Source organism: Actinomycetospora lemnae (assembly GCF_028737315.1).
Classification (GTDB): domain Bacteria; phylum Actinomycetota; class Actinomycetes; order Mycobacteriales; family Pseudonocardiaceae; genus Actinomycetospora; species Actinomycetospora lemnae.
The window spans coordinates 351,763-378,545 of the sequence record NZ_JAQZAO010000001.1 but is presented as its reverse complement, the minus strand read 5'-3'; the positions used below and the strand labels follow the sequence as shown (position 1 = coordinate 378,545).

Here is a 26,783-nt window from a genome sequence, read left to right as displayed (position 1 = left end):
GTGGACCTCACCCCGGACGACGTCCGCGACGTCGTGCGCGCGCTCGACGCGAGCGGCCTCGACGAGCTGCACCTCGAGCTCGCCGACCTCACCCTGACCGTGCGCCGCGAGGGCGCGGCCGGGTGGACCGCCGAGCAGCAGGTGCACCGCCGCCCCGAGGTCGAGCGGGGCGAGCCCGTGACCGCCGCGGCCACCCCGGAGCCGGCGCGCGCCGACGTGCCCGAGGGCTCGGTGGCGGTGCACCCGCCCCTGCTCGGCACCTTCTACCGCGCGCCGCAGCCGGGCGCGCCGCCGTACGTCGAGGTGGGCGACGAGGTCGACGCCGAGACCGTCGTCGGGATCGTCGAGACGATGAAGATGATGACGCCGGTGCACGCCGGCGTCCGCGGCACCGTGGCCGAGTTCCGCACGGCCAACGGGGAGTTCGCCGACACCGACGCCGTGCTGCTCGTGGTGGAGCCCGCGTCGTGAGGATCCGCCGCCTGCTCGTCGCCAACCGCGGCGAGATCGCCGCCCGGGTGGTCCGGACCTGCGCGCGCCTCGGGATCGAGTCGGTGCTCGCGGCGTCCGACGCCGACCTCGACGCGCTCCCGGCGCGCACGGCCGACCGCGTCGTCCGCCTCGGGCCGGGCCCGGCCGCGCAGTCCTACCTCGACCCGGCGGCGGTGGTCCGGGCCGCGCTCGCCGTCGGCGCCGACGCCGTGCACCCCGGCTACGGCTTCCTGTCCGAGAGCCCGGCGCTGGCGCGGGCGTGCGCGGACGCCGGGCTGGTGTTCGTCGGGCCGTCGGTCGCGACCCTGGAGGCGGTGGGCGACAAGCTCACCGCCCGGTCGCACGCCCTCGACGCCGGGCTGCCGGTCGTCCCCGGCGGGGAGGCCGCGGACCTCGCGGGGGCGCGGGCCGTCGCGGACCGGGTCGGCTACCCGCTGCTGGTCAAGGCGGTCGGCGGGGGCGGTGGCCGGGGCATGAAGCTCGTCCGGACCGCCGCAGAGCTCCCGGGCGGCCTCGACGTCGCCGTCGCGGAGGCGGGCGCGGCGTTCGGCGACCCGCGCGTCTACCTCGAGCGCTACGTGACCTCCGGGCGCCACGTCGAGGTGCAGGTGCTCGGCGACGGCACGTCCGCGGTCGCCCTGGGCGACCGCGACTGCTCCGTGCAGCGCCGCTACCAGAAGCTGTTCGAGGAGGCCCCGGCGCCGCTGCTGGGAGACGACGTCCGCGCCGCGATGGCCGACGCCGCGCTGGCGCTGGCCACCCACCTGCGCTACCGCGGGCTGGGCACCGTGGAGCTGCTGTACGACCGGGACCGCGGGAGCTTCCACTTCCTCGAGATGAACGCCCGCATCCAGGTCGAGCACCCGGTCACCGAGGCGGTCACCGGGCTCGACCTCGTCGCCGAGCAGCTCGCCGTGGCCGAGGGCCTCCCGCTGCGGCTGCACGCCGGGGACGTCGCCGCGCGCGGGCACGCCGTCGAGTGCCGGATCAACGCCGAGGACGCCGCCCGCGACTTCCGCCCCGCGCCGGGACGGATCGAGCGCGTGGTCCTGCCCGTCGGTGACGGCCTGCGGGTCGACATCGGGGTGCAGGCCGGCTCGGTCGTCCCGCCGCACTACGACTCGCTGCTGGCCAAGCTCGTCGTCCACGGCACCGACCGGGCCGACGCGCTCGCCCGCGCCCGCACCGCCCTCGACCTGCTGCGCATCGAGGGCGTCACGACCACCGCGGCGGTGCACCGGGCGCTGCTCGACGACCTCGAGCTCGTCGCGGGCGGGGTCGACACCGGCTTCTTCGAGCGCTGGCAGGCCCGCCGGCGCGACCTGGCGGAGGTCTCCTGATGGCCGACGTCGGGCTCGTCGACGTCTCCCTGCGCGACGGCAACCAGAGCCTCTGGGGCGCCGCCGGGCTGCGCAGCGCCCACGTCCTGACGCTCGCCCCGCTGCTCGAGCGCGTCGGCTTCCGGGCGCTGGACTACAGCTCGAGCACCGCCATGGGGATGCTCGTGCGGACCCACCGCGAGGACCCGTGGGCCCTCTTCCGCCGCACCCGGGCGCTCATGCCGCGGACGAAGCTGCAGTTCATCGGCACCGGCTTCCGCTTCATCAGCTGGCAGAACTCGCACCCCGAGACCATGCAGCTGGTCTACGACCGGCTCGCCGCGAACGGCATCGACCGGGTCGTCGTCCTCGACCCGATGCACGACATGGACGCCGCGCGGGCGACCGCAGCCCGGCTCAAGAAGGCCGGCATCGACGAGGTGGTGGGCGCGCTGACGTTCACGATCAGCGCGGTGCACGACGACGCGTTCTACGCCGACCTCGCCCGCCAGATGCGCGCCTGCCCCGACATCGACCGCGTCTACGTCAAGGACCCCGCCGGCATCCTCACCGCCGAGCGCGCCCGCACCCTGCTGCCCGCGGTGAAGGCCGCGCTCGGGGACACCGCGCTCGAGCTGCACTCGCACGCGACGATCGGGCTCTCGCCGCTGACCTACGCGATCGCCCCCGAGCACGGTGTCGAGGTGGTGCAGACCGGCTGCGGCGCGCTGGGCAACGGCTCGTCGCTGCCGGAGGTGCGCCGGACCGTCGCCAACCTGCGCGCGATGGGTCACCGGGTCGACGTCGACGACCGCGCGCTCGGCCTGGCCTGCGACCTCGTCGACCGGATCGCGACCGCCGAGGGCCTGCCCGCCGGACGGCCCCAGGAGTTCGACGCGGCGTTCCTGCACCACCAGATCGCCGGCGGCGTCATGACCACGACCCGCCGCCAGCTGCGCGAGCTCGGGATGGAGGGCCGTTTCGACGACCTCGTCGCGGAGGTCGGCCGGGTCCGCGCCGAGCTCGGGCACCCGATCATGGTGACGCCGTTCCCGCAGATGGTGGTCTCGCAGGCCCTGTTCAACCTGCTGGGCGAGCGCTGGGTCACGGTCCCGGACCAGGTGATCCGCTACGCGCTGGGCAGCTTCGGGCGGCCGACCGCCCCGATCGAGCCCGACGTGCTCGACCGCGTCCTCGACCGCCCGCGGGCCCGCGAGCTGCGGGCGGAGCCGCCCGCGCCGTCGCCGGCCGAGCTGCGCCGCCGGTTCGGGCCGGGGATGAGCGACGAGGAGCTGCTCCTGCGGGCGCACATGCCCGCCGAGCAGGTCGACGCGATGATCGCCGCCGGGCCGGCGCCGGAGCACGCGAACCCGGGCGTGGCCCCGGTGCTGGAGCTGCTGCGCGAGCTGGGCGACCGCCCCGCCGTGCACGACCTGCAGATCGACAAGCCGGGCCTGCGCCTGGCGGTCCACCGGCGGCCCGGGGGAGCGGTCGGTGCCTGAGCCTCGACCGGATGCCGCAGCCGTCGCGCGCCTGCGGGCCACGCGGGGCTTCGTGCTCGACATGGACGGGACGCTCGTGCTCGGCGACCGCGAGAACCGCGGCCTGCGCGCCCTGCCCGGCGCCGCCGGGTTCGTGGAGCTCCTCGCCGCGCGGGGGACGCCGTTCTGCGTGTTCACCAACGGCACGGCCAAGACGCCGCCGGAGTGCGCGCACGCCCTGCAGGAGGCGGGCGTGCCGGTGCCCGACGACGCGGTGCTCACCCCGGCCGTCGCCGCGGCCGACGTCCTCCGCCGCCGCGGGCACCGCCGGGTCATGGTGCTGGGCGGCAAGGGGCTCACGGCGCCGCTCGAGGCCGCGGGGCTCGAGACGCTGCCGCCGCTGCGGGGCACGAGCGCCGACGCCGTCCTCGCCGGCTGGTACCGCGACGAGCTGACCTTCGCGGCGCTCGAGGCCGCCTGCGCCGCGGTGTCGGCGGGCGCGCGGTTCTACAGCGCGTCGCAGTCCGCGTTCTTCGCGACGGCGGAGGGGCGCACGCTCGGGTCGTCACGGGTCATCAGCGCCGTCGTCCGCGACCTCACCGGGGCCCGGGTCACCGTCGTCGGGAAGCCGGCGCTGCCGGCCCTGCGGACCGCGGCGCGGCACCTCGGGGTGGCGGTGACCGACCTCGCCGTGGTCGGCGACGACCCCACGCTCGAGGTCCCGATGGCGCACCGCGGTCGCGCGCTCGCCGTCGCCGTGCGGACCGGGCTCGGCGATGCCGACGCGTACCGGGACGTGCCGGCGGACCGCCGGCCCCACCTCGACGTCGCCGACCTCGGGACCCTGGCCTCGCTCCTCGTCGACTAGGGCCGGCCCGTCCCCGCCGCCCGGCCGAGCCGCACGGCGTACACCACGGCGCTGAGCAGGAACAGGCCCGCGGTGACCCAGAGCCAGCGGTCGAGGTAGTCCTCGGTCGTGCGGCCCGCGGCGAAGAGCAGGACCGGCTCGCCGGCGCGGCTGATCGACGGCCAGAAGACGACGAGCAGCAGCAGCGAGCCCATCGCCGGCAGGCGCAGGTGGTCGACGACGCCGACCCGCGGCGCGGTGGCCCCCGTCCGCCGCCGCCAGGCCCACCGTCCGAGGACGAGGGACCGGTCGGCGAGCGCGTAGAGGGGGTAGCTGACGAGGTCGTGGGCCACGATCGCGCCGACGAACCAGACGAGCATCCACCACCAGCTCGGGTCGTCGGCGACCTGCCGGACCACCGCCGCGACCAGGGCGAAGCAGCCGACCAGCGCGAGCAGGTGCAGCGGGTCGGCGCCGTAGAACCGCTCCCAGGCGGCGAGCGCGCGGCGCATCACGCGACCCGGAAGTCGACGGCGGCGACCCACTTGGTGTTGTGCACCCCGGGCAGCGCCGGGACGATCACGCGCGCCGGGAAGCCGTGGTCCAGCGAGAGGTCCGCCCCGTTGACCCGCAGGGCGAGCAGGGCGTCCGGGTCGAGCACCTGACCCCGCGTCAGCGTCACCCGCGCGAACGGCCCGGCCCGCTCGGCGGACTGCACGAGGGCGGTCGCGGGCACCGGGACGCCGGCCAGGGCGGCGAGGTCGCGCAGCCGCACGCCCGTCCAGGTCTGCGTCGTCGACCAGCCCTCGACGCAGGCGATCGGCAGCGTCGCGGTGTGCCCGGGCAGCGCCAGGAGCTGGCCGCGGGTCAGGGTCACCGGGGCGGCGCCACCGGTGAGGCGCAGCGTCCAGGTGTCACCGATGTCCGGCGGGATGCCGGCGCCGAACGCGGTGCGGTTGACCTGGAAGTCGTTCGGCCCGTCGCCGTAGGACTGCCCGCGCGGGGAGAGGACCGCCAGCGGGCGCAGGGCGTCGACGGTCGTGGCCAGGGCGGTGATCCCGAGCAGCGCCGAGCCGCCGGCCACGGCCCCGAGCAGCGTGCGGCGGCTCGTCGTCGGCGGCGACGGCGCGACCGCGACCAGCCCGTGGCTGTCCGGTGGCTCGGGCTCGGTCTCGGCGGCGGACTGCGCGAGGTAGCGCCGTAGCGACCCGCCGCGCAGCGAGCGGACCATGGTCGGGAGCTTGATCGCGACGTGGACGACGAACCCGGCGATGAACACCCACGCGCCCCAGTAGTGGGCGGTGTAGAAGTCGAAGCCCCAGGCGTAGTCGTACTGGATGTTCATCGTCCCGGTGACGATCTCGAACAGCAGCCCGCCGACCAGCGCCACCAGCGACAGGCGCTCGAGGGCCTGGGCGGGCGAGCGCACCGGCGGCCAGGCGAAGAACTTGGGCACGACCGACCACAGCTTCGCCAGCACCACGGGGACGAGCGCCAGCCCGAGGCCGACGTGCAGGCCCTGGCTGAGGCGGTAGAGCCAGGAGGGGCGGGTCGGCCAGTCGAAGGACGGCAGCCGGAACCAGGCGACGTCGCCCGGGAACGCCTGGCCGAACTGCGGCCCGTAGGCGATGTAGGACAGCAGCCCGGTGACGACGACGATCGGCAGCCCGACGAGCAGCACGGCGGCGAGCACCGAGGTGAGCCACGGGCCGCGCAGGGGGCTGCGCCAGGTCCGGGGGCTCAGGGGCGGGGGGACCGGCAGGGTGCTCTCCTCCCTCGAGGTCGACGTGGCGTGTTCGTGCGCGCGGGGGGAGCGGTTCGGCGTGTGCCGCGCGGCGCGGTGCGGTGGTGTGACCGTACGGTGCGCGCCGTGCGCGTCCTCGTCACCGGCGGTGCCGGCTTCATCGGATCCCACGTCGCCGACCTGCTCGCCGAGAAGGGCCACGAGCCGGTGCTGCTCGACGACCTGCTGCCCGCGGCCCACGGCGAGCCGGAGGCGCCCGAGTGGGTGCGGCGCCACGAGCTGGTGCGCGGCGACGTCGGCGACCCGTCGGTGCTCGACGGCCTGCTCGCCCGCGTCGACACGGTGTGCCACCAGGCCGCGATGGTCGGGCACGGCGTCGACCCGAACGACGCCCCGCAGTACGTGCGGCACAACGACCTCGCCACCGCCGCCCTGCTCGCCGCGATGTACCGCAGCGGGCACCGCCGGCTCGTGCTGGCGAGCTCGATGGTCGTCTACGGCGAGGGCCGGTACGCGTGCCCGGAGCACGGCGTCGTGCCCGCGCCGCCGCGGCGCCCGGCCGACGTCGAGGCCGGCCGCTTCGACCCGGCGTGCGCGCGGTGCGGCCGTGGGCTGGTCGGCGAGCTGATCCCGGAGGACGCGCCGCTCGAGCCGCGCAGCACGTACGCCGCGACCAAGCTGGCGCAGGAGAACCTGGCCGCGGCCTGGGCCCGCGCCACCGGCGGTCGGGTGTGGGCGCTGCGCTACCACAACGTGTACGGCCCGCGGATGCCGCAGAACACGCCGTACGCCGGCGTCGCGTCGATCTTCCGCTCGGCCCTGGAGCGGGGCGAGGGCCCGCGGGTGATGGAGGACGGCGCGCAGCGGCGCGACTTCGTCCACGTCACCGACGTCGCGGCCGCCAACCTCGCGGCGCTCGAGTCCGACGCGGGCGAGGGCAGCTGCGTGCCCGTGAACGTGTGCTCGGGGGAGGTCCGCACGATCGGGGACCTGGCGGAGCGCCTGGCGGCGGCGATGGGCGGCCCGGCGCCCGAGGTCGTCGGCGGTGCCCGGCCCGGCGACGTCCGGCACATCACCGCCGACCCGGCCCGCGCCGCCGAGGTGCTCGGGTTCCGGGCGTCGGTGGGGTTCGACGAGGGCGTGCGGGCGTTCGCGACCGACCCGCTGCGGGCGCCGGTCGGGGCGCCGATGGGTAGGTCCTGAGCTACCAGACCGTCGCGAGCAGCGTGTTCACCGCGAGGGCGAGCACGGCCTGCGCCGCGAGCCAGGGTCGCGTCGCGGTGCGGGCGAGCAGGGTGGTGGCGGGCACGAGCCACACCGCGAACGGCAGCCAGATGCGCTCCACCTCGGCCTTGCTCAGGCCCGAGAGGTCGGCGGCGAGGACCGCCGCCAGCCCCGCGGCGACGAGGAGCACCACGGCGGTGTGGGGGCGTCCCCACCAGTCCGGCGCCGGGCGCCGGCGCCCGATCCAGCCGCACGCCCACCACCCCACGCGGCGCACACCGGCGACGACGGCGGGCCCGACCGCGAAGGCCACGGCGGCGAGGTTCGCCCACACCCAGTACGCGTACGGGCGGCGCAGCCCGTACTCGCCGGGCTGGTAGTAGCGCACCTGGACCTGGACGTAGCCGTCGAACCACCAGAACCCGCCCCACGCGAACAGCGCCACCACGACGCCGACGCCGAGCGTGCCCCACACCAGCGGCGCGACCCGCCGGGTCAGCACGGCGACCGCCACCGGGACGAGCCCGGCCGCGGCGAGGCCGTAGGACAGGAACAGCGACAGGCCGAGCACCAGCCCGCCGAGCAGGGCGAGCGCCGCGCCGGCGGGGGAGCGGCGCACCGCGCCCAGGGCCAGGAACGCCACGCCCCACGCGAAGACCGCGGCGAACATCCCGTCGGCCGACACGCCCACCCACACCGCGCCCGGGAAGAGCACCCCGAAGGGCAGGTAGCGGCGGGCAGTGTCCCGATCGACGTCCCGGTCGGCGACCGCGGCCAGGGTGAGCGCGACCGGGACGACGGCCGACGCCCCGATCGTCAGCGTGATCGCCCCCGCCCAGTCGGGGCCGCCGAGCCCGAGGCGCGAGAGCAGCTCGTAGAAGAGCGTGGCCGCGGGCGGGTGGCCGCTGGCGTGGGTGACGAGCGCGCCGGGCTGGAACGACGGGATGCGGTCGGCGAAGGTCGTCAGGAACTCGCCGACGGTGCCGCGGATCGGGATCTCGACGAGGTACTCGCTCGGGGTGGCGAGGCGCTCCGCGACGCCGATCGCCCAGCCGTCGATGAGCGCGAGCGTCAGCGTCCACAGCCAGGCCGCGACGAACGACGCGCCGAGCAGCGGACCCCACCGCCAGCGCTGCGCCACCGTCGGGCCGGCGACCACCACCAGCGCGCCCACGAGCAGCGCCGGGACGGTGCCCGGGCCGACGCGGGGCAGCCAGGCGGCGAGCAGCGGCGGCCAGCCGACGAGGACGTCGACCCCGCGGTCGATCAGCGCCCAGCCGACGAGTGCGGCCGTCGCGACGAGGGCGGAGACGAGCGCGACGGCGAGGAGGTCGCCCCGCAGCCGTGGGGGGCGGGTGCGCAGGGCGGGCACCGGGCGGACGGTACGGGCTGCGCCGTTCGGCCGCTGTGGGGGGCCGGTCGTGCACGGCCTATCGTCCCCCGCCGTGAGCGATCGCGTGGACGTCGTGCTGCCGTGCCTCGACGAGGCCGACGCCCTGCCCGGGGTGCTGCGGGCGCTGCCCGAGGGGTTCGACGCCCTCGTCGTCGACAACGGCTCGGTCGACGGCACCCCCGAGGTGGCCGCGGCGCTGGGCGCGCGCGTCGTGCACGAGGCACGCCGGGGCTACGGCGCCGCGGTGCACGCCGGGCTGGAGGCGGCGCGCAGCGAGGTCGTCGCGGTGATCGACGCCGACGGGTCGCTGGACCCGGGCGCGCTGCCGGCGATGGTGCGCCTGCTGGACGACACCGCCACCGACCTCGTCGTCGGCCGCCGGGTGCCCACCGAGCGCGGCGTCTGGCCGTGGCACGCCCGCGCGGCGAACCTCCTGCTCTCCGGGGTCATGCGCGCCCGCGCCGTGCCGGTGCGCGACATCGCCCCCGTCCGGGTCGGGCGCCGGCGCGCCCTGCTCGACCTCGGCGTCACCGACCGCGCCTTCGGCTACCCGCTCGAGCTGCTGATCCGGGCGGGGTCGGCGGGCTGGCGGATCCGCGAGGTCGACGTCGACTACCGGCCGCGCGCCGGCGGGCGCTCGAAGGTGTCCGGCTCCGTCCGCGGGACGTACCGCGCCGTGCGCGACATGTCGACGGCGCTCGTCCGCGGCGGTCGCACCCGATCGGGGCGATGAGTCCGGCCATACGTCGAACCGATCAGCGCCGCGGTACGGATGCCGCTCGTGCGATCAGTGACCGACCGCGTCCGGCGCGTAGTGATCATCCTCGCGAAGGCCCCCGTGCCCGGACGTGTCAAGACCCGCCTCGTCCCCCCGGCCACCCCGGACGGCGCCGCGGAGGTCGCCGCCGCCGCCCTGCTCGACACCCTCGACGCCGCCCGCGCGGTGCCGGACGCCGCGGTCCTGGTCGCGCTGGCGGGGGACCCCCGCGACGGGGTGCGCGCCGACGAGGTGACCGCCGCGCTCGCGGGCACGACGGTGGTGCCGCAGGGCGAGGGCACGCTGGGCGAGCGCATCGCCGCCGCCCACGAGGAGGCCGCGCGGCGGTTCCCGGACGCCGTGAGCCTGCAGATCGGGATGGACACCCCGCAGGTCGACGCGGGCCTGCTCGCCGCGGCGTTCGACACGATCGGCGCGGTCGACGGCCCGGAGACGCTCGTGGCCGGTGCCCTCGGCCTCGCCGTCGACGGCGGGTGGTGGGCCCTCGCCCTGCGCCACCCGCGCGGCGCCGCCGTCGTCACCCCCGTGCCGACCTCGCGTGACGACACCGGCGAGCGCACCCTCGCCGTGCTGCGGGGCGGGCTGTCCGGCGAGGTCCGCGAGCTGCCTACGCTCGCCGACGTCGACACCGCCGCCGACGCCGCCGTCGTCGCCGAGCTGGTCCCCGACGGGCGGTTCGCCCGCGCCGTCCGCGAGCTCCTCCCCGTGCCCGAGCGGCAGGCCCGGTGACCGGGCTGTCCTGGGCGCCGCCGCACGCGGACGCCCCGGCGGCCGCCGGGGCGTTCGACGCGGCCCTCACGAGGCGCGCCCACCGGCTCGTGCGGGCGGACGGGGTGGTCGTGGCGCTCGACCCCGACCGCTGGCACGGCGAGGCGGATCCCGAGGACCACTGGCTGGTCGACCGCTGCACGGGCCCGACCCTCGACGTCGGCTGCGGTCCGGGGCGCCTGCTCGTGGCGCTCGCCGCCCGTGCCGTCCCCGCGCTCGGGGTCGACGTGTCCCCGGAGGCGATCCGCTACTGCGAGGCCCGCGGTGCCACGGTGCTGCACCGCGACGCGCTCGACGACCTGCCCGGGCCGGGCCGGTGGGCCCACGTGCTGCTCGCCGACGGGAACATCGGCATCGGCGGCGACCCGGTCGGTCTCCTCCGGCGCTGCCGCTCCCTGCTCCGCCCGTTCGGCACCGTGCTCGTCGAGCTCGAGCCCACCGCCGGGTCGTGGTGGCAGGGCGTGGCGCACCTCGACACCGACGCCGACACCGACGCCGACACCGACGCGGACGACCTCGACGCGGTCGCCGGCGACGTGCCCCCGCCCACCCGGTGCGGACCGTGGTTCCCGTGGGCGGTGCTCGGCGCGTCGGCCGTCGACGCCGTCGCCGCCCGCGCCGGCCTGGAGGTCACCGCCCGCCGCGACGGCGCCCGCAGCTTCGCCGAGCTCTCCGTCGCCGGGTCACACCCGGCGACCCGCCAGGAGGTCTGAGATGTCGACCCGCCCGCGCTCCCGTGTCCTCGTGGTCGCCGTGACCCTGCTGCTCGCCCTCCTCACGGCCTGCTCCGGGGGCGGCGCCCCGGACGCGGCCGCGCCGCCGCCCCCGGTCCCGCGGCGCCTGCCCGAGCCGCTGCCCGGGCCGGCCGAGCCGGCCGTCGCCCCGCCCGCCGCGACCACCCCGGCCGGTCGCGTGGTGCCGGTCGGACCCGCGCCCGAGGGCGTCGTGGCCGACGGGCCGTCGCGCACGGCGGCGGTCGGCGTGCGCGCGCCCGACGAGCTCGCGCTGGTGAACGTGGACAGCGGTGCCGTGACCGGCCGGGTGCCGCTGCCCGGCGTCGTCCGCCACCTCCAGCTCGCCGGACCCGGCGGACCGGTCCTCGTGCCCGACGAGAGCGCCAACGCCTTCCTGCGCGTGGCCCTGCCCGGCGGCCGGATCGAGTCCCGGGTGACCACCGGCGCCAGCCCCCACGACGCGACGCAGGCCTCCCCGGACACGGTGTTCGTCGCCGACGAGGGCGGGGGATCGCTGACCGTCGTGCGCGGCGACCAGGTCGTGCGCACCTTCACCGACGTCACCCAGCCCGGCGGGCTCGCGGCGGCAGCCGGCCGGGTCGGGGCCATCGACGTCCGCGAGAACACGCTGTCGGTCTACGACCCGGCGACCCTGACCCCGCTCGCCGAGCTGCCCGCCGGCGCCGGCCCGACCCACCTCATCGCCGACCGCAACGGCCGCCTCCTCGTCGCCGACACCCGCGGGAACCGGCTGCTGGTGTTCGACCCGGCGGGCACCCCGCGGCAGCTGGCCGACCTGCCGTTGCCCGGCTCCCCGTACGGCCTGGGCTACGACGCGACCCGCGACCGGCTGTGGGTGACGCTCACCGCGACCAACGAGGTGGTCGGGTTCGACACGAGCGGCCCGCAGCCCCGCGAGGTGGCCCGGTTCCCGACCGTGCGGCAGCCGAACACCGTCGCCGCCGACCCGGCGACCGGCCGCGTCGTCGTCACCGGCACGGCCGAGGGCGTCCTCCAGCTGATCGACCCCTGACGAGCGCCTCAGGGGATGCGGGCGATGGCGGCGTAGCCGCCGGTGGGCCGCACGCCCGGACTGGTCGTCGGCCAGTCGACGATGTCGACGAGGTGCCCGGGCGGCGCGACCAGCTCGAGCCCGCCGAGGCAGTCGCGGATCTCCTCGCGCGAGCGCAGGACGACCTCGGTCGCGCTGCCGCGGTACCCGTCCTGGATCGCGCGGGTGCGGGCGGCGAGGTCGGGGTCGTCGTGGTCGGCGCTGCCGTGGCTGATGACGTGGACGCTGCCGGGGGCCAGGGCGTCCCGGTAGCGGGCGAGGATCGCGGGCAGTTCGGGGTCGGGCACGAAGTGCAGGACGGCCACCGTGAGCAGGGCCGTCGGGAGGGCCGGGTCGAGCAGGTCCCGCACGCCCGGGGCGCCGAGGACGCGGTCGGGGTCGCGCATGTCGGCGCGGGTGACGCTGACCCCCGCGAGCCCGTCGACGACCTCGTGGGCGTGGGCCACCGCGACGGGCTCGAAGTCGACGTAGGCGACACGGGCGTCGGGCCGGTGTGCGAGCGCGATCTCGTGGACGTTGCCGACCGTCGGCACCCCGGAGCCGAGGTCGAGGAACTGGGTGATCCCCGCCGCCAGGCACCACTCCACCGCGCGGCGCAGGAAGTCGCGGTTGGCCCGGCAGACGTAGGCCATGTCCGGGTTCTGGGTGAGGATCTTCGCGGCCTGCTCGCGGTCGACGGCGAAGTTGCAGGCCCCACCGAGCAGGTAGTCGTAGATCCGGGCGGCGTTGGCGCGGTCGAAGTCGATGCCGGCCTCCAGCGCTCGCTCGGGCTCCAGCCACGTCACGGCCGGACGCCGGAGACGGTCCCGCTCCCGCGAACCCTCGGTCAAGACGCCTCCCGGGGTCGATCGCGTCACCGAGGACCCCGATCTTGCCATCGCCCTCGTGGGTCGGACCTACGGCGCCGCGAGGTCCTTCTCCCCGAAGAACACGGCGATGTGGTTGGCGTTGTACGGCGGGATCGCCCGGTAGCCCACGTCGGCGAAGAGCGCCCGGCTGTGGCGCTGCTCGGCGCCCGCGTCGAGGCGGACCCGGGCGTAGCCCAGCTCGCGGGCGGCGTCCTCCAGGGCGGCGAGCAGGGCCCGGCCGACGCCGCGCGAGCGCGCGTCCGGCACGACGTACAGGCGCTTGATCTCGGCGACGTCGGTGCCCGCGGGGCCCAGCGGCCGCACCCCGCCGATCGCGACCGCCCGCCCGTCGAGGTACCCGACGAGGAAGGCGCCCCGCGGCGGCGCCATCTCGTCGGGCGTCGTCACCGACCCCGGGCGCGCGGCGCGCCCGGGGTACTGGGCGTCGAGCAGGGCGTTGAGCTCGGCGAGGAGCTCCCGCCCGGGCGCCTCGTCGGAGCGCCCGGGCCGGAACTCCGGGCTCACGGACGGCGCACGGGCTCAGGACACCCCGAGCCGCTCGGCGGCCATCCGCGTGCCCGCCACGCGGTTGGTGATCTTCTGGAACGCGACCTCGCGGGCGAAGTCGGGCGAGCCGTGGTTCGGCTTCTCGTCGATGGAGAAGGGCGAGAAGCCGCAGTCGTCGGTGGATCCGAGCTGTTCCTTGGGGATGAAGTCGGCGGCGCGGACGAGGCGGTCGGCGACCTCCCCCGCGCTCTCCACCCGCGGGTTGCCGGGGTTGATCACGCCGATGTAGGCCATCTGCGTCACGCCGTCGGCGTCGGTGCGCAGGTGGCGCCCGATGGACTCGTACACCGGGTCCTTCTCCCGCTCGCTGGCGAGCTGGATGAGGAAGTAGCCGGCGTTGATCGTGAACATCTCCGGCAGCAGGTTGTTGTAGGGGACGTCCGCGGAGTGCACCGAGTCCCGGTCGCCGCCCGGGCAGGTGTGGACGCCGATCCTCGTGCGCTCCTCGGCGGAGAACCGCGCCATCACGCGGTTGATCAGCTCGATGAAGTGGGGGAGGAGGCCCGCGCCGGTCCACGGGTTGCGCGGGTCCTCGCGGGTGGCGAGGCGGCCCTCGGTGAAGTCCACCGACACCCGCGCGGCGCCGGCGTCGAACGACTGGCGGATGTCCTTCTCGCACTCGTCGATCAGCGTCGCCTCGAAGTCCTCGCGGCTGTAGCCGTCCACCGGGTCCCGCAGCGGGTAGAGCAGCGCGAGCATCGAGGGCGAGATCACGGCCTGCTTCATCGGCTTCGTGGCCTTGCCGATCGACTTGCGCAACGAGTCCGCCGCGTGGTTGACGTACTCGAAGGGCCCCTTGACGAGCTTGGGCAGCTGGCGGCCGTGGCCGTCGGCGAAGATCGCGAAGAACTGCCCGCCCGGGGCCAGCGACGGTGCGAGGCCGGTGCCGGCGAGGGTGTCGGTGATCGGGTAGGTGGCGAACGACGACCAGCGCTGCTCGCCGTCGGAGATGATGGGCGCGCCCGTGGCCTCGTACCGGTCGATGGTGTCCTGGACCGCGGCGTCCTGCTCCTGCTCGAGCGCGGCCTTGTCGATCTTCCCCTCGTCGTAGGCGGCGTAGGCGTCCTGGAGCTTCTGGGGTCGCGGCATCGAGCCCACCGGCTCGGTCGGGATCCCCGTGGCGGTGCGAGGGTCGTAGTCGGTCATGGCACGGGCTCCAACTCGTCGACACAGCGGGGAGCGCTCGGAGCAACCGACGCTATGGCGTGATCTACATCACGTCAACGAGGAGGATGGACACGTGGCGCACTCGTCGTCCGGTGAATCCGTGCTCGAACGCGTCGTGCGCATCCTCGAGGCGTTCACGCCCACCGACAGGGCGCTCACGGTCGGCGAGGTCTCGCGGCGGGCCGGGCTGCCGACCACGACGGGGTCGCGGATGGTCGCGGACATGGTCGAGCACGGCCTGCTCACCCGGGACGACGACCGCCGCGTCCGGGTCGGCACGAGGCTCTGGGAGCTGGCGTCGCGGGCGTCGCCGACGGTCTCGCTGCGCGAGCTCGCGATGCCGGTGCTCGAGGAGCTGCACCGCGCGGTCGGCCACCACGCCCAGCTCGGGGTGCTCGACGGCGAGCAGGTGCTGTTCGTCGAGCGCCTGTCGGCCGACCAGGCGGTCGTCAACTACACGCGCATCGCCGCGCGCCTGCCGCTGCACATGTCGTCGTCGGGTCTCGTGCTGCTCGCCCACGCGCCCGCCGAGCTGCAGGAGCGGGTGCTGGCGGGCCCGCTGGCGCGCCTCACCCCGGCGACGCCGACCGATCCCGGCGAGCTGCGGCGCCGCCTCGCCGACGTCCGGCGCGACGGCTTCGTCGTCTGCCCCGGCTACCTGCACCCCGAGGCGACGGGCATCGCGGTCCCGGTGCGCGACGAGCACCGGCGGGTCGCCGCGGCGGTGTCGGTCATCGTCCCGAACGACGACCGGGCCCGCGACCACGTGCCCGGGCTCGCGGCGGCGGCGCGGCGGATCGAGCAGCGGCTCGCCGCGTCCTGAAGCTCGCCCGTTGAACGGGAACGCCGTTCCCGGCGGGGCCCGCCGCTCCGCATCCTCCCGGCATGGCAGGCACGGGCGGGACCGACCGGCTGGTGGTGCGCGCGAAGGACCGGGTGGCCGACGGGGTCGTCGCGCTGACGCTCGCGCGCCCGGACGGTGGCCGCCTGCCCGACTGGGCGCCCGGCGCCCACGTGGACCTCACGCTCGCGTCCGGGGCGACCCGCCAGTACTCGCTGTGCGGCGATCGGTGGGACGCGCACACCTACCGGGTCGCGGTGCTGCGGGAGGCGGTGGACGTCGGCGGCCGCGGCGGCTCGGCCTACGTCCACGACGAGCTCGCCGTCGGCGACACCGTCGGCTTCGGCGGCCCGCGCAACCACTTCCCGATGGTGCCCGCGGCGCGCTACCTGTTCGTCGCCGGCGGCATCGGGATCACGCCGCTGCTGCCGATGGTCGGGCAGGCCGAGCTGGTGGACGCGGACTGGGCGCTGCTCTACGGCGGGCGCTCCCGGGACAGCATGGCCTTCCGCGACGAGCTCGCCCGCTTCGGCGACCGGGTCCGCCTGCACCCGCAGGACGAGGCGGGGCTGCTGCCGCTCGCGTCGTTCGTCGGCGAGGCGGACGAGGGCACCGTCGTCTACTGCTGCGGGCCCGGGCCGCTGCTCGGCGCGATCGAGGACGCGACGGCCCACCGCCCGCCCCACCTGCTGCGCACCGAGCGCTTCACCGACGCCGAGCTCGGCGCGCCGGTGCGCGACGAGCCGTTCGTCGTCGAGCTCGCGCGCACCGGGGTGACGGTCACCGTGGGCCCGGAGCTCTCGGTCCTCGAGGCCGCGCGCCGGGTCGGGGCGACGGCGCTGTCCTCGTGCGAGCAGGGCACGTGCGGCACCTGCGAGACCGCGGTGCTCGCCGGCGTCCCCGACCACCGCGACTCGGTCCTCGCCGACCACGAGCGCGCCGCGGGCGACTGCCTGTTCCCGTGCGTCTCGCGCTCCTGCACCGACCGCCTCGTGCTCGACCTGTAGAGGAGCTCGCGTGACCATCACCCTCGAGAGCGTCCCGGTCGTCGACGTCGACCCCTTCTCGCACGAGGTGCTCGAGGACCCGCTGCCGATGCAGGCCGCGCTGCGCGAGGCCGGCCCGGTCGTGGTCCTGCCGCGCTACGACCTCGTCGCCGTCGCCCGCTACGCCGAGGTCCGGGCCGCCCTCGCCGACTGGCAGCGCTTCCCGTCGAGCGCCGGGGTCGGCATGTCGGACTTCCGTCGCGAGACGCCCTGGCGCCCGCCGAGCCTGCTGCTCGAGGCCGACCCGCCGCACCACGACGCCCCGCGGGCGGTCCTCTCGGCGATCCTCGGGCCGCGCGCGCTGCGGCGGCTGCGCGACCGCTGGTTCGCCGACGCCGAGGACCTCGTCGCCGGGCTCCTCGACGGCGCCGGGCCGGTCGTCGAGCTCGACGGGATGGCCGCGCTCGCCGAGGCGTTCCCGCTGCGCGTCTTCCCCGACGCGGTCGGCCTGCCGCGCGAGGGCCGGGAGAACCTGCTGCCCTACGGCGACCACGCCTTCAACGCCTTCGGCCCGTCGAACGACCTGGTCGCCAAGGGCGCGCCGCGGGTGGCCGAGCTCTCGGCGTGGGTGGGCTCGCGGTGCGCCCGCGAGGTGCTGGCCGACGACGGGTTCGGCGCGGCGATCTGGGCGGCCTCCGACCGGGGCGACATCACCCCGGCCCAGGCCCCGCTGATCGTGCGCTCGCTGCTGACCGCGGGCGTCGACACCACCGTCCACGGGCTCGGCGCCGTCCTGCACGGCCTCGCGACCCACCCCGACGCGTGGGCGACCCTGCGCGCCCGCCCGGAGCGGGCGCGGGTGGCGTTCGACGAGGCGGTGCGCTGGCAGTCGCCGGTGCAGACGTTCTTCCGCACCGCCGAGGTGGACACCCCGATCGGCGGCACCGTGGTGCCGGCCGACCGCAAGATCCTGATGTTCCTCGGGGCGGCCAACCGCGACCCGCGCCACTGGACCGACCCCGACCGCTTCGACCTCGACCGCGACCCCTCGGGGCACGTCGGCTACGGCATGGGCATCCACCAGTGCGTCGGCCAGCACGTGGCCCGCCTCGAGGGCGCCGCGCTGCTCACGGCGCTGGCGCGGCGGGTGGAGCGGATCGAGCCCGCCGCCTCCCCGATCCGCCACCACAACAACACGATGCGCGCCTTCGCGTCGCTGCCGCTGCGGTTGCACCTCGCGGGCTGACCCGGCGGTCAGCCCGGGCTCGACCGGGCGGCGGCGAGGCGGTCGAGGAGGGTGCCGAGCAGCTGCTCGGCGAGAGCGGTGGCCTCGCTGCCCCGGGCGAGGGTCAGGACCGCGAGGCCGGTGGAGGTGGCCTGCAGCAGGCCGAGCGCGGCCGGGTCGGCCTCCGCGCCCGCGGTGCGGAGCAGGTCCGCGCTGAGCGGGGCGACGCCCGCGGCCAGGGCGCCGAACGACGCGCGCACGGCCTCGTGCTGGTCGGCGGCCTGGGTCAGGGCCAGCAGGATGCGGGTCTCCTCGGGTGAGGTGAGGACCCGGGCGAGCGCGGCGACCTGCTCCCGCCAGCCCTCGGCCCCGGCCTGGGCCGCCTCCAGCACGGCGACCCGGCGGCGCACCGCCTCGTCGGCGACGGCGACGAGCAGGTCGTCGCGTGTCGGGAAGTAGTAGGTGAGGTGGCTCTGGCGCATGCCGGCCCGGGCCGCGACGCGGGGCTGGGTGAACCCGCCCAGCCCGCTCTCGCCGATCACCGCGAGGGCGGCGTCGACGATCGCGGCGCGTCGGTCGGCCATGTCGGTCGGGCCGCGCTCAGGCCGGGGTCGGTGTCGCGACGTGCAGCGTCCTCGCGAGGTAGCGGCGCAGGACGGCGGGGTCGGTCGTGTCCGCGACGAGCCCCAGGTAACCGTCGGGGCGGACGAGCGCCATGCCCCCGTCGCGCCACCCGTACGCCGCGGCGAGGGCGTCATCGGGGTCGAGCACGTCCTCCCCGACCCGGACGACCGTGCCGAGGTCCCCGAGCACCTCGGCCAGGCCCTCTCCGGCGCCCCGGACCAGCAGCAGGAACCCGGGCCGGGCCAGCAGGTCCTCGACGGCCACCGGGGTGCCGTCGGGGCGGCGCAGCCCGTCCGGGTCGGGGGCGTGGTCGCCGGCGCGGGCGGTGCCGCGAGAGCCGCTCTGCACGGACAACGCGCTGTCGGTGTAGGCGATCGTCAGCTCGGCCGCGGTCGTGGCGAGGGTGTCGGTGAGCCGGTGGACGTGGCCCGCGACGAACAGGGCGGCGTTGCGGCAGGCGGCCGCGACGCCCGAGAGGGCCGCGACGTCGGTCATCACCGTCGTCAGCTTCACGACCGCGGCGCCGACCGGGTGGCGCTCGTCGTGGTAGCTGTCGAGCAGACCCGCGTCCGCCCGGCCGGTGGCGACCAGCCCGAGCTTCCACGCGAGGTTCGCCGCGTCCTGGATGCCGGTGTTCATGCCCTGCGCGCCGGCCGGGCTGTGGATGTGCGCGGCGTCGCCGGCGAGCAGGACCCGTCCGTGGCGGTACTGCGGGACCTGGGCGTGGTGGACCTCGAAGTACGTCACCCAGCGGGGGTCGGAGAGCTGCACGCGCCCGCCCATCCGCGCGTCGGCGAGGGCCTGGACCTGCTCGAGCGTGGGGTCCGGGGCGTCGGTGCCGGGGTCCTCGACGAGGAACATGACCCGGGCGCGGCTCCCGGCGAGGGGGAAGAGCATCGCGAGTCCGTCGGGGTGGGTGAACATCCGCAGGACGTCCGGGGAGAGGTCGGTCGCGACGTCGACGTCGGCCATGGCGAAGTGCTGGCCGTGGAACGCGCCCTCGAGGTGGGTGCCGACGAGGTGGCGCGTGGTGCTGTGGCCGCCGTCGGCGCCGACGACCCAGCCCACGCGGGCCGTGTGCTCCTCGCCGCCGGTGCGCAGGGTGACCTCGACGCCATCGTCGTCCTGGCGCAGCGCGGTCAGCGTGACGCCCCGCTCCACGACGATGCCGAGGGCGGCGGCCCGCTCGGCGAGCACCGCCTCGGTGTCGGGCTGGGCGATGTCGAGGATGTAGGGGTGCCGGCTGGGGATGCCGGTGAAGTCGACGTCCGCCCGCGGCTCGCCCGTGCGGCCGTCGACCATCGCGAGCCCGGCGATCCGGCGGCCCCGGCCCTCCAGCGCGGGCAGCACCTCCAGCGACGCCAGCGTCTCCAGGCTGCGGGCGTGGATCGCGACGGCGCGCGACTGGGTCGTCGGCGTCTCCAGGGCGTCGACCACCCGCACCGGGACGCCGAGGCGCGCGAGCCCGCACGCCGCCGTCAACCCCACCGGTCCGGCTCCGACCACCAGCACCCCGTCGGTCTCCATGGCCTGCCCCTCGCGCCGCGCCGTGTTTGGTAGACCGACCAAAGCGCAGGACGAACGGGCAGGTCAAGGCACACTTCGGACCGTGCGCGGGCGCTCACGCCCTGGTGCGGATCAGTCCGCGGGGCGGCCCAGCAGGGGGCGGTCGGTGTCACGGCCGGGGTGGACGACGCCTGCGACACCGTCCGGCGCCGGCTGCAGGACGTCGCGGCGCGGGGGTGCGAGGACCTCGGAGGAGGCCGGACGGACCCCGGGGACCCGGGGTGACCCCCGACGCAGCATCACGGCACCGGCATGATGGGTATGCGTCGGTCATGGCCGGTACGCCGGAAGGGACGACGATGCACACCGACGAGATGCGCGAGACCGAGGGGACGACCGAGGACATGGCCCAGGACACGACCCAGGACCTGCCCGAGGGGATGACCACGGTGCCCGAGCTCGTGGGCCTGCCCGCCGCCGAGGCGCACGACCGTGCCCTCGACGCCGGCGTGATGGCCGTGGGCCGCAACGCCGTGCACACCGGGGCCGGACGGGGCCACGTGGAGGACCAGGAGCCCGCCGCCGGCGAGAAGCGCGAGCGCGGCGCCGAGGTCGGCATCTGGATCCAGGGCGGGGCCGCCCGCACCCCCACCGGGCCCGACCCGGACGACGAGGACGGCTCCGGCGGTGGCGGCGGGGGCGTGCGTCCCGAGCCGAGCCCGATCGGACCGGCCGGCGGCGGCTTCAACGGCTGACGACCGACGGTGGCCGGGGTGGACGCCGAGGAGATCCTCGCGGCACTCCCGGCCGCCGACGTGCCGGGCGCCCTCGCGGGCGTCCGGCACCGTGGGACGACGAGCCTCGCGGCGACGGGCGTCAGCGCGCCCGGCGGCGACGAACCGCTGCGGCCCGACGCCGTCGTCCGGCTCAGCTCGAACACCAAGCCGCTGATCGCGGCGCTGACGCTGCGCCTGGCCGCCGACGGGCTCCTCGCGCTCGACGAGCCCGTCGACCGCCTGCTGCCCGAGCTGGCGCAGCGGCGGGTGCTGCCGCGACCGTCGGCGGACCCCGACGGCGAGACCGTCCCCGCCCGTCGGCCCCTCGCGGTCGAGGACCTGCTCACCATGCGCATGGGCCTCGGCTTCGTCCCCGAGGGCCCGTGCCCGACGGTCGACCGCGCCGCCGAGCTCGGGCTCGGCTTCGGGCCGCCGGACCCGCAGGGCCTCCCGGAGCCCGAGACCTGGCTCGCCCGCCTCGCGACGCTGCCGCTGCTCGAGCAGCCCGGCACGGCCTGGCGCTACGAGCTGTCCTTCGCCGTGCTCGGGCTCCTGCTCGCGCGGGCCGCCGGGCGTCCGCTGCCCGAGGTGCTCGCGGACCGGCTGCTCGCCCCGCTCGGCATGACCGACACCGGGTTCGTCGCCGGCCCGGAGCGCCTGGTGCCCGCGTTCGTGCGCGGGGAGGACCGTGGGCTCGCGGTGCTCGACGGCGTCGCCGACAGCCGGTGGCTCGCCCCGCCGACGTTCCCCGACGGCCGGGGCGGCCTGGTCGGGACCGCGGCGGACCTGCTGCGCTTCGCCGGGATGCTGCTCGACGACGGCGGCGAGGTGCTCGATCCCGCCGCGGTCACGCTGATGACGACCGACCACCTCACGCCGGAGCAGCGCGCCGCCCCTGGTGCCGCACCGTTCCTGGACGGGGGCGGCTGGGGGTACGGGGTCGGGGTCGTGTCCTCGCCGGTCGGGCCCCGCTACGGGTGGGCCGGCGGGCTGGGGACGCTCTGGTACTCCTGGCCCGGGCACGACCTCGCGGCGGTGCTCGTGACCCAGGTGCTGCCGCCGACCGCGTCGGTGTTCGGGGCCTTCACCCGCGCCGTCGAGGACGCGCTCGGCCGCTGATCAGGAGGCCGCTGATCAGGAGAACGCCGGGACCGGGTTGCGCCAGGGCACCGGGTCCGGGCGGGCCGGGCGCCAGCCCCAGGGCCCGGAGCCGCGCCGCGTGGCGCGCGCCGGGGTCCCGTCGCCGCCGTCCCGGGGCACGGGGGAGGGGCGCCGGGGCGTGGGGATGAGCGACGGGACGGGCTCGGGCTCGGGGTCCGGCTCGGCGCCCGCCGGTTCCGGGGTCGGCGCGGGCTCGGCGACCGGCTCGGGGACGGGCTCGGGGACGGGCTCGGGGACGGGCTCGACGACCGGCTCGGGGACGGGCTCGGGGACGGGCTCGGCGGCGGGCACCGGCACCGGGGTGCTCGCCGGCACCGTGGCCGGCTCCATGAGCCGCTTCGGCTCCGCGAACCGGCTCGGCGGCACGACCGGGACGTCCGGATCCCCGACCGGCCCCGGCGCGACGACCGTGCGCCGGGCCGCCCGCACGGGCACGGCCTCGGGCAGCGGCGCGTAGGTGGTCCCCGCGGCCGGGCGGCCGGGCACGCTGCGGCGGGCGGGGACGTCGACGACCGCCGGGCCCGAGGAGGCGGCCGGGGCCGCGGACGGGGCGGCGACCGTCCGCCGCACCTCCCGCCGGCCGCCGGGCACGGCCCCGCGTCCCGAGCGGGTGCGCAGCCGCCGCCGGGTCTCGGCCGCCGAGGGGGCGACCATCCCGTCCCACGTCGCCGTCCCGAGGAACACGAGGCCGTTGAGCAGCCCGAGCGTCAGCAGCCCGAGCCCCAGCAGGCTGCCGGGGTCGACGAGGTCGGAGGGGTCGGGGCGGTCGAGCTGCCCTCCGTAGGGCAGCGGGCCGGGGGCGACCGCCTCGTCGGGGTCGACGGCGGACAGCGCCGAGCGCCGGGCCCCGGGGTCGGCGAGCGCGGTCTCGAGGACGACGAGGAACACCCCGGCGCACAGTCCGGCGACGAGCACCATCATCAGCACCCGCAGCGGCCGGCGACGCACGCGCGCGGCGCGGCGCCGGCGTTCGCTGCGGGCCGCGGTCGGGAGGTCGTGGCGGGGGGTGTGACGGGGGGTGTGACGGGGGCTGTGGCGGGGGCTGTGGCGGGGGCTGTGGCGGGGCCGTTCGCGGCGGGTCGCGGTCCGGGGGCGCGCAGCGTCGACCCACGCATCGGTCGGTGCGGCGGTCGGCGCGGCGTGCGACATCGGTCCCCCCGGTCGGCATCGGTGATCGAGGTCTACCCCGTCGTCAAGCCCGGGGGATCCCCCGAGCGTCGGTCTTTCCCCGATGGTGTCGCCGAACGGCGGCGTGTCGTGCTGGACGTCCCGGGCGTGGCCGGCACCGGTCAGCCGGGGTCGGGCACCCCCAGCAGCTCGCGGCAGGGCCCGACTCCGGCGACGCCGAGCGTCCACTCCGGCCGTCGCCACGCGTCCGGGGTGAGCCGGTTGCGGAGCAGGAGCGCGGAGCGACCGCGGCGGACGTGGCGCTCGACGCCGTCCGGGGTGTAGCCGAGCCGGTCGGACACGCGCCGGGAGGCGACGTTGTCGGCGAACGCGCTGGTCCGGGCCGCGCGGGCCCCGAGGTGCTCGAACGCGAGCGTGACGACGGCCTGGCGCATCTCCGTGCCGAGGCCCCGGCCCTGCGCGGCGCGGGTCAGCCACGAGCCCGTGCTGACCTCGCCCAGGACGCCGAACTCGGTCGCCGTCAGCGTCTGCATCCCGAGCACCCGCCCGCCCTCGCGGACCAGGAAGTTCACCGACCACCGCGCCGGGGAGACCTCGGCGCGGCACCGCCAGGCGTACTGCATGACCCCGCGGGCGAAGCCCGGGTCGGCGGCGCCGTCGGTCCACGGCTCGAGGAACGGCATCTCCTCGGCGGGGTGGACGCCGTCGAGGGCCCGGTCGGCGAGCGCGGCGAGGCCGACGTCGTCGTCGGGACGCAGCTCGAGCCGCGGCGTCCGCAGGACGAGCCCGGCCAGCGGCCAGTGCCGGACCGGGTCGGCGGGGTCGGGAGCCATCACCGTCCATCCTCGCCCCGGTCGGGTCACGTCGGTGGTGCCCGACGGGTGCGTCTGGCATCAAGGACACCCGTGGGTGACGTGGCGACGGACGGGACGTGGCCCGGTGAGGTCGTCGCGGAGGCCCTCGGCCTCGCGCTCGGGCCGGACGAGGAGAGCGTGCCGGTGCGCGACGTCGTCGGCCTCGCCCTGCGCCGCAACCCCCGGCGGGCGCACCTGCCGGTGTCCCGCGTCCTCGGCAAGCACGTCCCCGTCGCCCCCGCCCGGGTGCGGGCGGCGGCCGCGGCGCTCGCGGACCGGGCTGCGCGCCGGCTGCCCGACGTCGCCGCCGCGCCGGTGGTGATCGGGTTCGCCGAGAACGCGACGGCGCTCGCCCACCTCGTCGCGGACGCGCTGGACGCCGAGCACGTCGTCCACACGACGCGGCGGGTCGTCGCGGGGGCCTCCGTGCTGGCCGCGTTCGACGAGGAGCACAGCCACGCCCCGCGCCACGTCCTCGTCCCCGACGACCCGGGCAGCTGGACGCCGGACCGCCCGCTCGTGCTCGTCGACGACGAGCTCACCACCGGTCGCACCGTCGCCGCGGCCCTGCGCCGGCTGCAGCGGCGGCTGCCGCGCCGTCGATACGTCGTCGCGACGCTGGCCGACCTGCGGGAGCCCGCCGAGGACGCGATCGCCTGCGCCGCCGCCGACCTGGACGTCCGGGTCGACGTGGTGGCCCTCGCCCGGGCGGCGCTCACGGGACCCGACGACGTGCTCGCGCGGGCGGCCGCCCTGCTCGCCGCGCAGCCGGACACGACCGCGCAGCCGGACACGACCGCGTGCCCGGTCGCCGCGGCGGTCCCGCTGTCCTCGGTGTCCCTGCCGCTCGACGGTGCCGCGGAGGGCGCGCGGCACGGCCTCGACCGGCCCGGACGCGCCGCGCTGGACGCCGCCGTCCCCGGTGCCGCGGACGTGCTGGTCGAGGCGCTCGGGCGCGGCGCCGGGCGCGTGCTCGTCCTCGGGTGCGAGGAGCTCCACTACCTGCCGGTCCGGCTCGCCGAGGCCCTCGAGGCCCGTGGCCTGGACGTCGAGGTCGCGGCGACCAGCCGGTCCCCGCTGGTCGCCCGGGACGTCGCCGGCTACGCGGTGCGCGAGGCCCGGGCGTTCGCGGCGCACGACCAGGCGCTGGCCCACGCGCCGGAGCGCTACGTGTACGGCCTCGGCACCGGCCGGTACGACGCCGTCGTCCTCGTGGTGGACGCCGCGGCGCGCACCGCCGCCCTGCGGGCACCCGACGGCCTGCTCGCCCGCCTCGGCGCGGTCGTGCCGCGGGTGGTCGAGGCGGTGGTGCCGTGCCGGGCGCCGCGGCCCGTGACGCGACGTCCCGTCGTCGCCGCGCGCCGCGGACCCGCGTTCGGGACGTTCGCGCCCGCCGAGGTGGGCTGGCTGCTCAGCGACCTGTCGTGCCACGCCCTCGAGGTCGGGGTCGCCGAGCGGGAGGCCGCCCTCGCCACCGGCGCGCACTACGCGGACGCCCTCCCGCGGGAGCCGGCCCCGAGCCCGGCCTACGCGCGGGTGGTCGACCGGGCCGTCGAGCGGTCGGCGCCGGGGGTGGCGGCGGCGGTCGGCGTCCTCACCGACCAGGTGCTCGCGCAGCGGGGCCCGGGGGCCGTGCTCGTGTCGCTGGCGCGGGCGGGCACGCCGGTCGGGGTGCTGATGCGCCGGTGGGCGGCGCGGGTCCGGGGCGTGGCGCTACCGCACTACGCGATCAGCGTCGTCCGCGGCCGGGGGCTGGACCGCGCGGCGCTCGGCGCGCTCGTCGCCGCCCACGACCCCTCCTCGCTCGTGCTCGTCGACGGGTGGACCGGTGCCGGTGGCATCGTCGACGAGGTGGGCGCCGACCTCGACCGCCACGCGCGGGAGACCGGCGTCGTCGTCGACCCGACCGTCGCGGTGCTGGCCGACCCCGCCCACCGGACCCCGCTGTGCGGCACCCGCGAGGACCTGCTGGTGCCGCACGCGTGCCTCAACGCCACGGCGTCCGGGCTGGTCTCGCGCACGGTCGACCGGCACGACCTGACCGTCGCCGGCGCCCACCACGGCGCCAAGGTCTACGGGGAGCTCGCGGCCGGTGACCGGACGGCCGTCGTCCTCGACGCGATCACCGGCTGCTTCGGCGCGTCTCCCGGCATCGCTCCCGTCGCCGGGCCCGACGGTCGCGGCCCCCGCTACCTCGCGGCCCTCGCCCGCGACCTGGACGTGGCGGGCGAGCGCCGCCTGCGCGCCGGGGTGGGGGAGACGTTGCGGACCCTGCTGCGCCGCGATCCCATCGCGGTGCTCGTCGCCCGCGACGCCGGGGCCGAGCTCGAGCCCGTCCGGCGGCTGTGCGCCGAGCGCCGCGTCCCGACCCGGCCGCTCCCGGACCGCGCGGGCGGGATCCCCTCGCCCTACCGGTCCGTGGCCGTGCTCCGGGCGGGGCGTTGATCACGTCGCTGCTGGCCGCCACCGACCTCGACCGGACCCTCGTGCACTCCGCCCGCGCCGCCGGGCCGCAGGTCGCGGGGCCGGTCCTCGGCCTGGAACGGGTCCGGGGCGTGGTGACCGCCCAGCTGACCCGCCGCTGCGCCGCCCGGCTCGGCGAGCTCGACCGTCGTGCGCTCTGGTTGCCGGCCACCACCCGGTCGGTCGCCGAGTACCGGCGCCTCGACCTCGAGGGTCGGCTGGGCGTGGCGCCGCCCTTCGTGGTGTGCGCGGGCGGCGGGGTGCTGCTCACCGGGGGCGAGCTCGACGGTGACTGGTCGGCGGTGGTGCGGGACCGGCTCGCGGGCGTGGCGCCGATCGGCGAGGTCGCGGACGTGCTGGTCCGGCACCTCGCCCGGCTCGACGTGGCGGGCCCCGTGCGCGACGCCGACGGCTGCTTCCTCGTGGTCCGGGTCCGGTGGCCGGCGGGGTGGCTCGAGGAGCTCGCGGCGGAGTGCGACGTCCGCGGCTGGCGGGTCGTGGCCCACGGGGAGAAGGTCCACGTGCTGCCCGCCGCGCTGACCAAGGGCGCCGCGGTCGAGGAGGTCCGCCGGCGGACCGGGGCACGGCGCGTCGTCGCGGCGGGGGACTCCCCGCTCGACGCCGACATGCTGGAGGCCGCCGACGCGGGCATCCAGCCGGTCGACGGCCGACTCCACACCGCGGGCCGGGGCTTCGCCCACGTCGCGGTCACCACCACCACGGGCCTCGCGGCGGGGGAGGAGATCGCGGCCTGGTTGCTGGCGCAGACCGAGGTCTGAGGGACG

26 protein-coding genes are annotated in these 26,783 nt (G+C 77.1%); 16 read left to right on the top strand and 10 right to left on the bottom strand.

All coding sequences use genetic code 11. The features are described from left to right. The 4 genes from PGB27_RS01825 to PGB27_RS01810 are packed head-to-tail and all read left to right on the top strand — an operon-like array spanning position 1 to position 4,160. On the top strand, positions 1–471 hold the full coding sequence (locus tag PGB27_RS01825) for an acetyl-CoA carboxylase biotin carboxyl carrier protein (protein ID WP_274198625.1): 471 nt from the start codon (positions 1–3) through the stop codon (positions 469–471). After that, entirely contained in the window at positions 468–1,832 is a 1,365-nt protein-coding gene (locus tag PGB27_RS01820; RefSeq protein ID WP_332843734.1) for an acetyl-CoA carboxylase biotin carboxylase subunit, read from the top strand. Before PGB27_RS01825 ends, PGB27_RS01820 begins: the two co-directional genes overlap by 4 nt. Continuing rightward, positions 1,832–3,313, top strand: a complete 1,482-nt coding sequence (locus tag PGB27_RS01815; protein ID WP_274198624.1) for a biotin carboxyl carrier protein — start codon at positions 1,832–1,834, stop codon at positions 3,311–3,313. The genes PGB27_RS01820 and PGB27_RS01815 overlap by 1 nt, the downstream gene beginning before the upstream one ends. After that, positions 3,306–4,160, top strand: coding sequence for an HAD-IIA family hydrolase (locus PGB27_RS01810; protein ID WP_274198623.1), 855 nt, complete (start codon positions 3,306–3,308; stop codon positions 4,158–4,160). Before PGB27_RS01815 ends, PGB27_RS01810 begins: the two co-directional genes overlap by 8 nt. Here the strand turns inward: PGB27_RS01810 and PGB27_RS01805 are convergent. Together PGB27_RS01805 and PGB27_RS01800 are read right to left on the bottom strand one after the other, a co-directional pair. Next, positions 4,157–4,651, bottom strand: coding sequence for a hypothetical protein (locus PGB27_RS01805; RefSeq protein WP_274198622.1), 495 nt, complete (start codon positions 4,649–4,651; stop codon positions 4,157–4,159). The two genes, PGB27_RS01810 and PGB27_RS01805, sit on opposite strands and share 4 nt — an antisense overlap. Then, positions 4,651–5,832, bottom strand: a complete 1,182-nt coding sequence (locus tag PGB27_RS01800) for a molybdopterin-dependent oxidoreductase (RefSeq protein ID WP_274198621.1) — start codon at positions 5,830–5,832, stop codon at positions 4,651–4,653. The genes PGB27_RS01805 and PGB27_RS01800 overlap by 1 nt, the downstream gene beginning before the upstream one ends. Positions 5,833–6,009: 177 nt before the next feature. On the opposite strand from PGB27_RS01800, the gene PGB27_RS01795 reads away from it, so the two are divergent. Beyond that, entirely contained in the window at positions 6,010–7,086 is a 1,077-nt protein-coding gene (locus tag PGB27_RS01795) for an NAD-dependent epimerase/dehydratase family protein (protein WP_274198620.1), read from the top strand. Between the two features lies 1 nt (position 7,087). Here PGB27_RS01795 and PGB27_RS01790 read toward each other — a convergent pair whose 3' ends face one another. Beyond that, on the bottom strand, positions 7,088–8,479 hold the full coding sequence (locus PGB27_RS01790; protein ID WP_274198619.1) for a hypothetical protein: 1,392 nt from the start codon (positions 8,477–8,479) through the stop codon (positions 7,088–7,090). 85 nt (positions 8,480–8,564) lie between these two features. On the opposite strand from PGB27_RS01790, the gene PGB27_RS01785 reads away from it, so the two are divergent. Genes PGB27_RS01785 through PGB27_RS01770 form a run of 4 tightly spaced genes read left to right on the top strand, consistent with a single transcriptional unit; the run spans position 8,565 to position 11,813 of the window. Next, positions 8,565–9,233, top strand: coding sequence for a glycosyltransferase family 2 protein (locus PGB27_RS01785; RefSeq protein ID WP_274198983.1), 669 nt, complete (start codon positions 8,565–8,567; stop codon positions 9,231–9,233). A gap of 39 nt (positions 9,234–9,272) precedes the next feature. Next, positions 9,273–10,007 carry a TIGR04282 family arsenosugar biosynthesis glycosyltransferase gene (locus PGB27_RS01780; RefSeq protein WP_274198618.1) on the top strand — a complete coding sequence of 245 codons (735 nt, stop codon included), beginning with the start codon at positions 9,273–9,275 and terminating at the stop codon, positions 10,005–10,007. Continuing rightward, positions 10,004–10,759, top strand: a complete 756-nt coding sequence (locus PGB27_RS01775) for a class I SAM-dependent methyltransferase (protein ID WP_274198617.1) — start codon at positions 10,004–10,006, stop codon at positions 10,757–10,759. The genes PGB27_RS01780 and PGB27_RS01775 overlap by 4 nt, the downstream gene beginning before the upstream one ends. A 1-nt stretch (position 10,760) precedes the next feature. Further along, positions 10,761–11,813: a Vgb family protein gene (locus PGB27_RS01770; RefSeq protein ID WP_274198616.1), complete on the top strand. Its 1,053-nt coding sequence runs from the start codon at positions 10,761–10,763 to the stop codon at positions 11,811–11,813. An 8-nt stretch (positions 11,814–11,821) separates the two neighbouring features. On the opposite strand, the gene PGB27_RS01765 is transcribed toward PGB27_RS01770, so the two are convergent. The 3 genes from PGB27_RS01765 to PGB27_RS01755 all read right to left on the bottom strand — a co-directional run bounded on the left by PGB27_RS01765 (position 11,822) and on the right by PGB27_RS01755 (position 14,413). Further along, the gene (locus tag PGB27_RS01765; protein WP_274198615.1) at positions 11,822–12,637 is read right to left on the bottom strand and encodes an SAM-dependent methyltransferase; all 816 of its coding nucleotides are present in this window, start codon (positions 12,635–12,637) and stop codon (positions 11,822–11,824) included. A gap of 111 nt (positions 12,638–12,748) precedes the next feature. Next, entirely contained in the window at positions 12,749–13,225 is a 477-nt protein-coding gene (locus PGB27_RS01760; RefSeq protein ID WP_274198614.1) for a GNAT family N-acetyltransferase, read from the bottom strand. 15 nt (positions 13,226–13,240) lie between these two features. Next, positions 13,241–14,413 (bottom strand): uroporphyrinogen decarboxylase/cobalamine-independent methonine synthase family protein, encoded by a 1,173-nt coding sequence (locus PGB27_RS01755; protein WP_274198613.1) that lies wholly within the window; start codon positions 14,411–14,413, stop codon positions 13,241–13,243. 121 nt (positions 14,414–14,534) lie between these two features. Here PGB27_RS01755 and PGB27_RS01750 point away from each other — a divergent pair, with 121 nt between their 5' ends. From PGB27_RS01750 to PGB27_RS01740, 3 genes are all read left to right on the top strand, one after another. Next, positions 14,535–15,257 carry an IclR family transcriptional regulator gene (locus tag PGB27_RS01750; RefSeq protein ID WP_274198612.1) on the top strand — a complete coding sequence of 241 codons (723 nt, stop codon included), beginning with the start codon at positions 14,535–14,537 and terminating at the stop codon, positions 15,255–15,257. Positions 15,258–15,319: 62 nt separating this feature from the next. Beyond that, positions 15,320–16,282: a PDR/VanB family oxidoreductase gene (locus tag PGB27_RS01745; RefSeq protein ID WP_274198611.1), complete on the top strand. Its 963-nt coding sequence runs from the start codon at positions 15,320–15,322 to the stop codon at positions 16,280–16,282. A gap of 10 nt (positions 16,283–16,292) precedes the next feature. Continuing rightward, positions 16,293–17,507 carry a cytochrome P450 gene (locus PGB27_RS01740; RefSeq protein WP_274198610.1) on the top strand — a complete coding sequence of 405 codons (1,215 nt, stop codon included), beginning with the start codon at positions 16,293–16,295 and terminating at the stop codon, positions 17,505–17,507. An 8-nt stretch (positions 17,508–17,515) separates the two neighbouring features. Here PGB27_RS01740 and PGB27_RS01735 read toward each other — a convergent pair whose 3' ends face one another. Then, complete coding sequence (locus PGB27_RS01735; protein ID WP_274198609.1) at positions 17,516–18,070, bottom strand: TetR/AcrR family transcriptional regulator; 555 nt, start codon at positions 18,068–18,070, stop codon at positions 17,516–17,518. A 16-nt stretch (positions 18,071–18,086) separates the two neighbouring features. Further along, the gene (locus PGB27_RS01730) at positions 18,087–19,637 is read right to left on the bottom strand and encodes an FAD-dependent monooxygenase (RefSeq protein WP_274198608.1); all 1,551 of its coding nucleotides are present in this window, start codon (positions 19,635–19,637) and stop codon (positions 18,087–18,089) included. A gap of 311 nt (positions 19,638–19,948) precedes the next feature. Here PGB27_RS01730 and PGB27_RS01725 point away from each other — a divergent pair, with 311 nt between their 5' ends. Both PGB27_RS01725 and PGB27_RS01720 read left to right on the top strand, forming a co-directional pair. Further along, positions 19,949–20,371: a PASTA domain-containing protein gene (locus tag PGB27_RS01725; RefSeq protein WP_274198607.1), complete on the top strand. Its 423-nt coding sequence runs from the start codon at positions 19,949–19,951 to the stop codon at positions 20,369–20,371. 18 nt (positions 20,372–20,389) lie between these two features. Next, positions 20,390–21,511: a serine hydrolase domain-containing protein gene (locus tag PGB27_RS01720; protein ID WP_274198606.1), complete on the top strand. Its 1,122-nt coding sequence runs from the start codon at positions 20,390–20,392 to the stop codon at positions 21,509–21,511. 15 nt (positions 21,512–21,526) lie between these two features. Here the strand turns inward: PGB27_RS01720 and PGB27_RS01715 are convergent, their stop codons facing one another. Both PGB27_RS01715 and PGB27_RS01710 read right to left on the bottom strand, forming a co-directional pair. Continuing rightward, the gene (locus PGB27_RS01715; RefSeq protein WP_274198605.1) at positions 21,527–22,501 is read right to left on the bottom strand and encodes a hypothetical protein; all 975 of its coding nucleotides are present in this window, start codon (positions 22,499–22,501) and stop codon (positions 21,527–21,529) included. 341 nt (positions 22,502–22,842) lie between these two features. After that, complete coding sequence (locus PGB27_RS01710; RefSeq protein WP_274198604.1) at positions 22,843–23,514, bottom strand: GNAT family N-acetyltransferase; 672 nt, start codon at positions 23,512–23,514, stop codon at positions 22,843–22,845. Between the two features lie 72 nt (positions 23,515–23,586). On the opposite strand from PGB27_RS01710, the gene PGB27_RS01705 reads away from it, so the two are divergent. Next, positions 23,587–25,980 carry a phosphoribosyltransferase domain-containing protein gene (locus PGB27_RS01705; RefSeq protein WP_274198603.1) on the top strand — a complete coding sequence of 798 codons (2,394 nt, stop codon included), beginning with the start codon at positions 23,587–23,589 and terminating at the stop codon, positions 25,978–25,980. Further along, positions 25,977–26,777 carry an HAD family hydrolase gene (locus tag PGB27_RS01700; protein ID WP_274198602.1) on the top strand — a complete coding sequence of 267 codons (801 nt, stop codon included), beginning with the start codon at positions 25,977–25,979 and terminating at the stop codon, positions 26,775–26,777. The genes PGB27_RS01705 and PGB27_RS01700 overlap by 4 nt, the downstream gene beginning before the upstream one ends. The last annotated feature ends 6 nt before the right edge of the window (positions 26,778–26,783 follow it).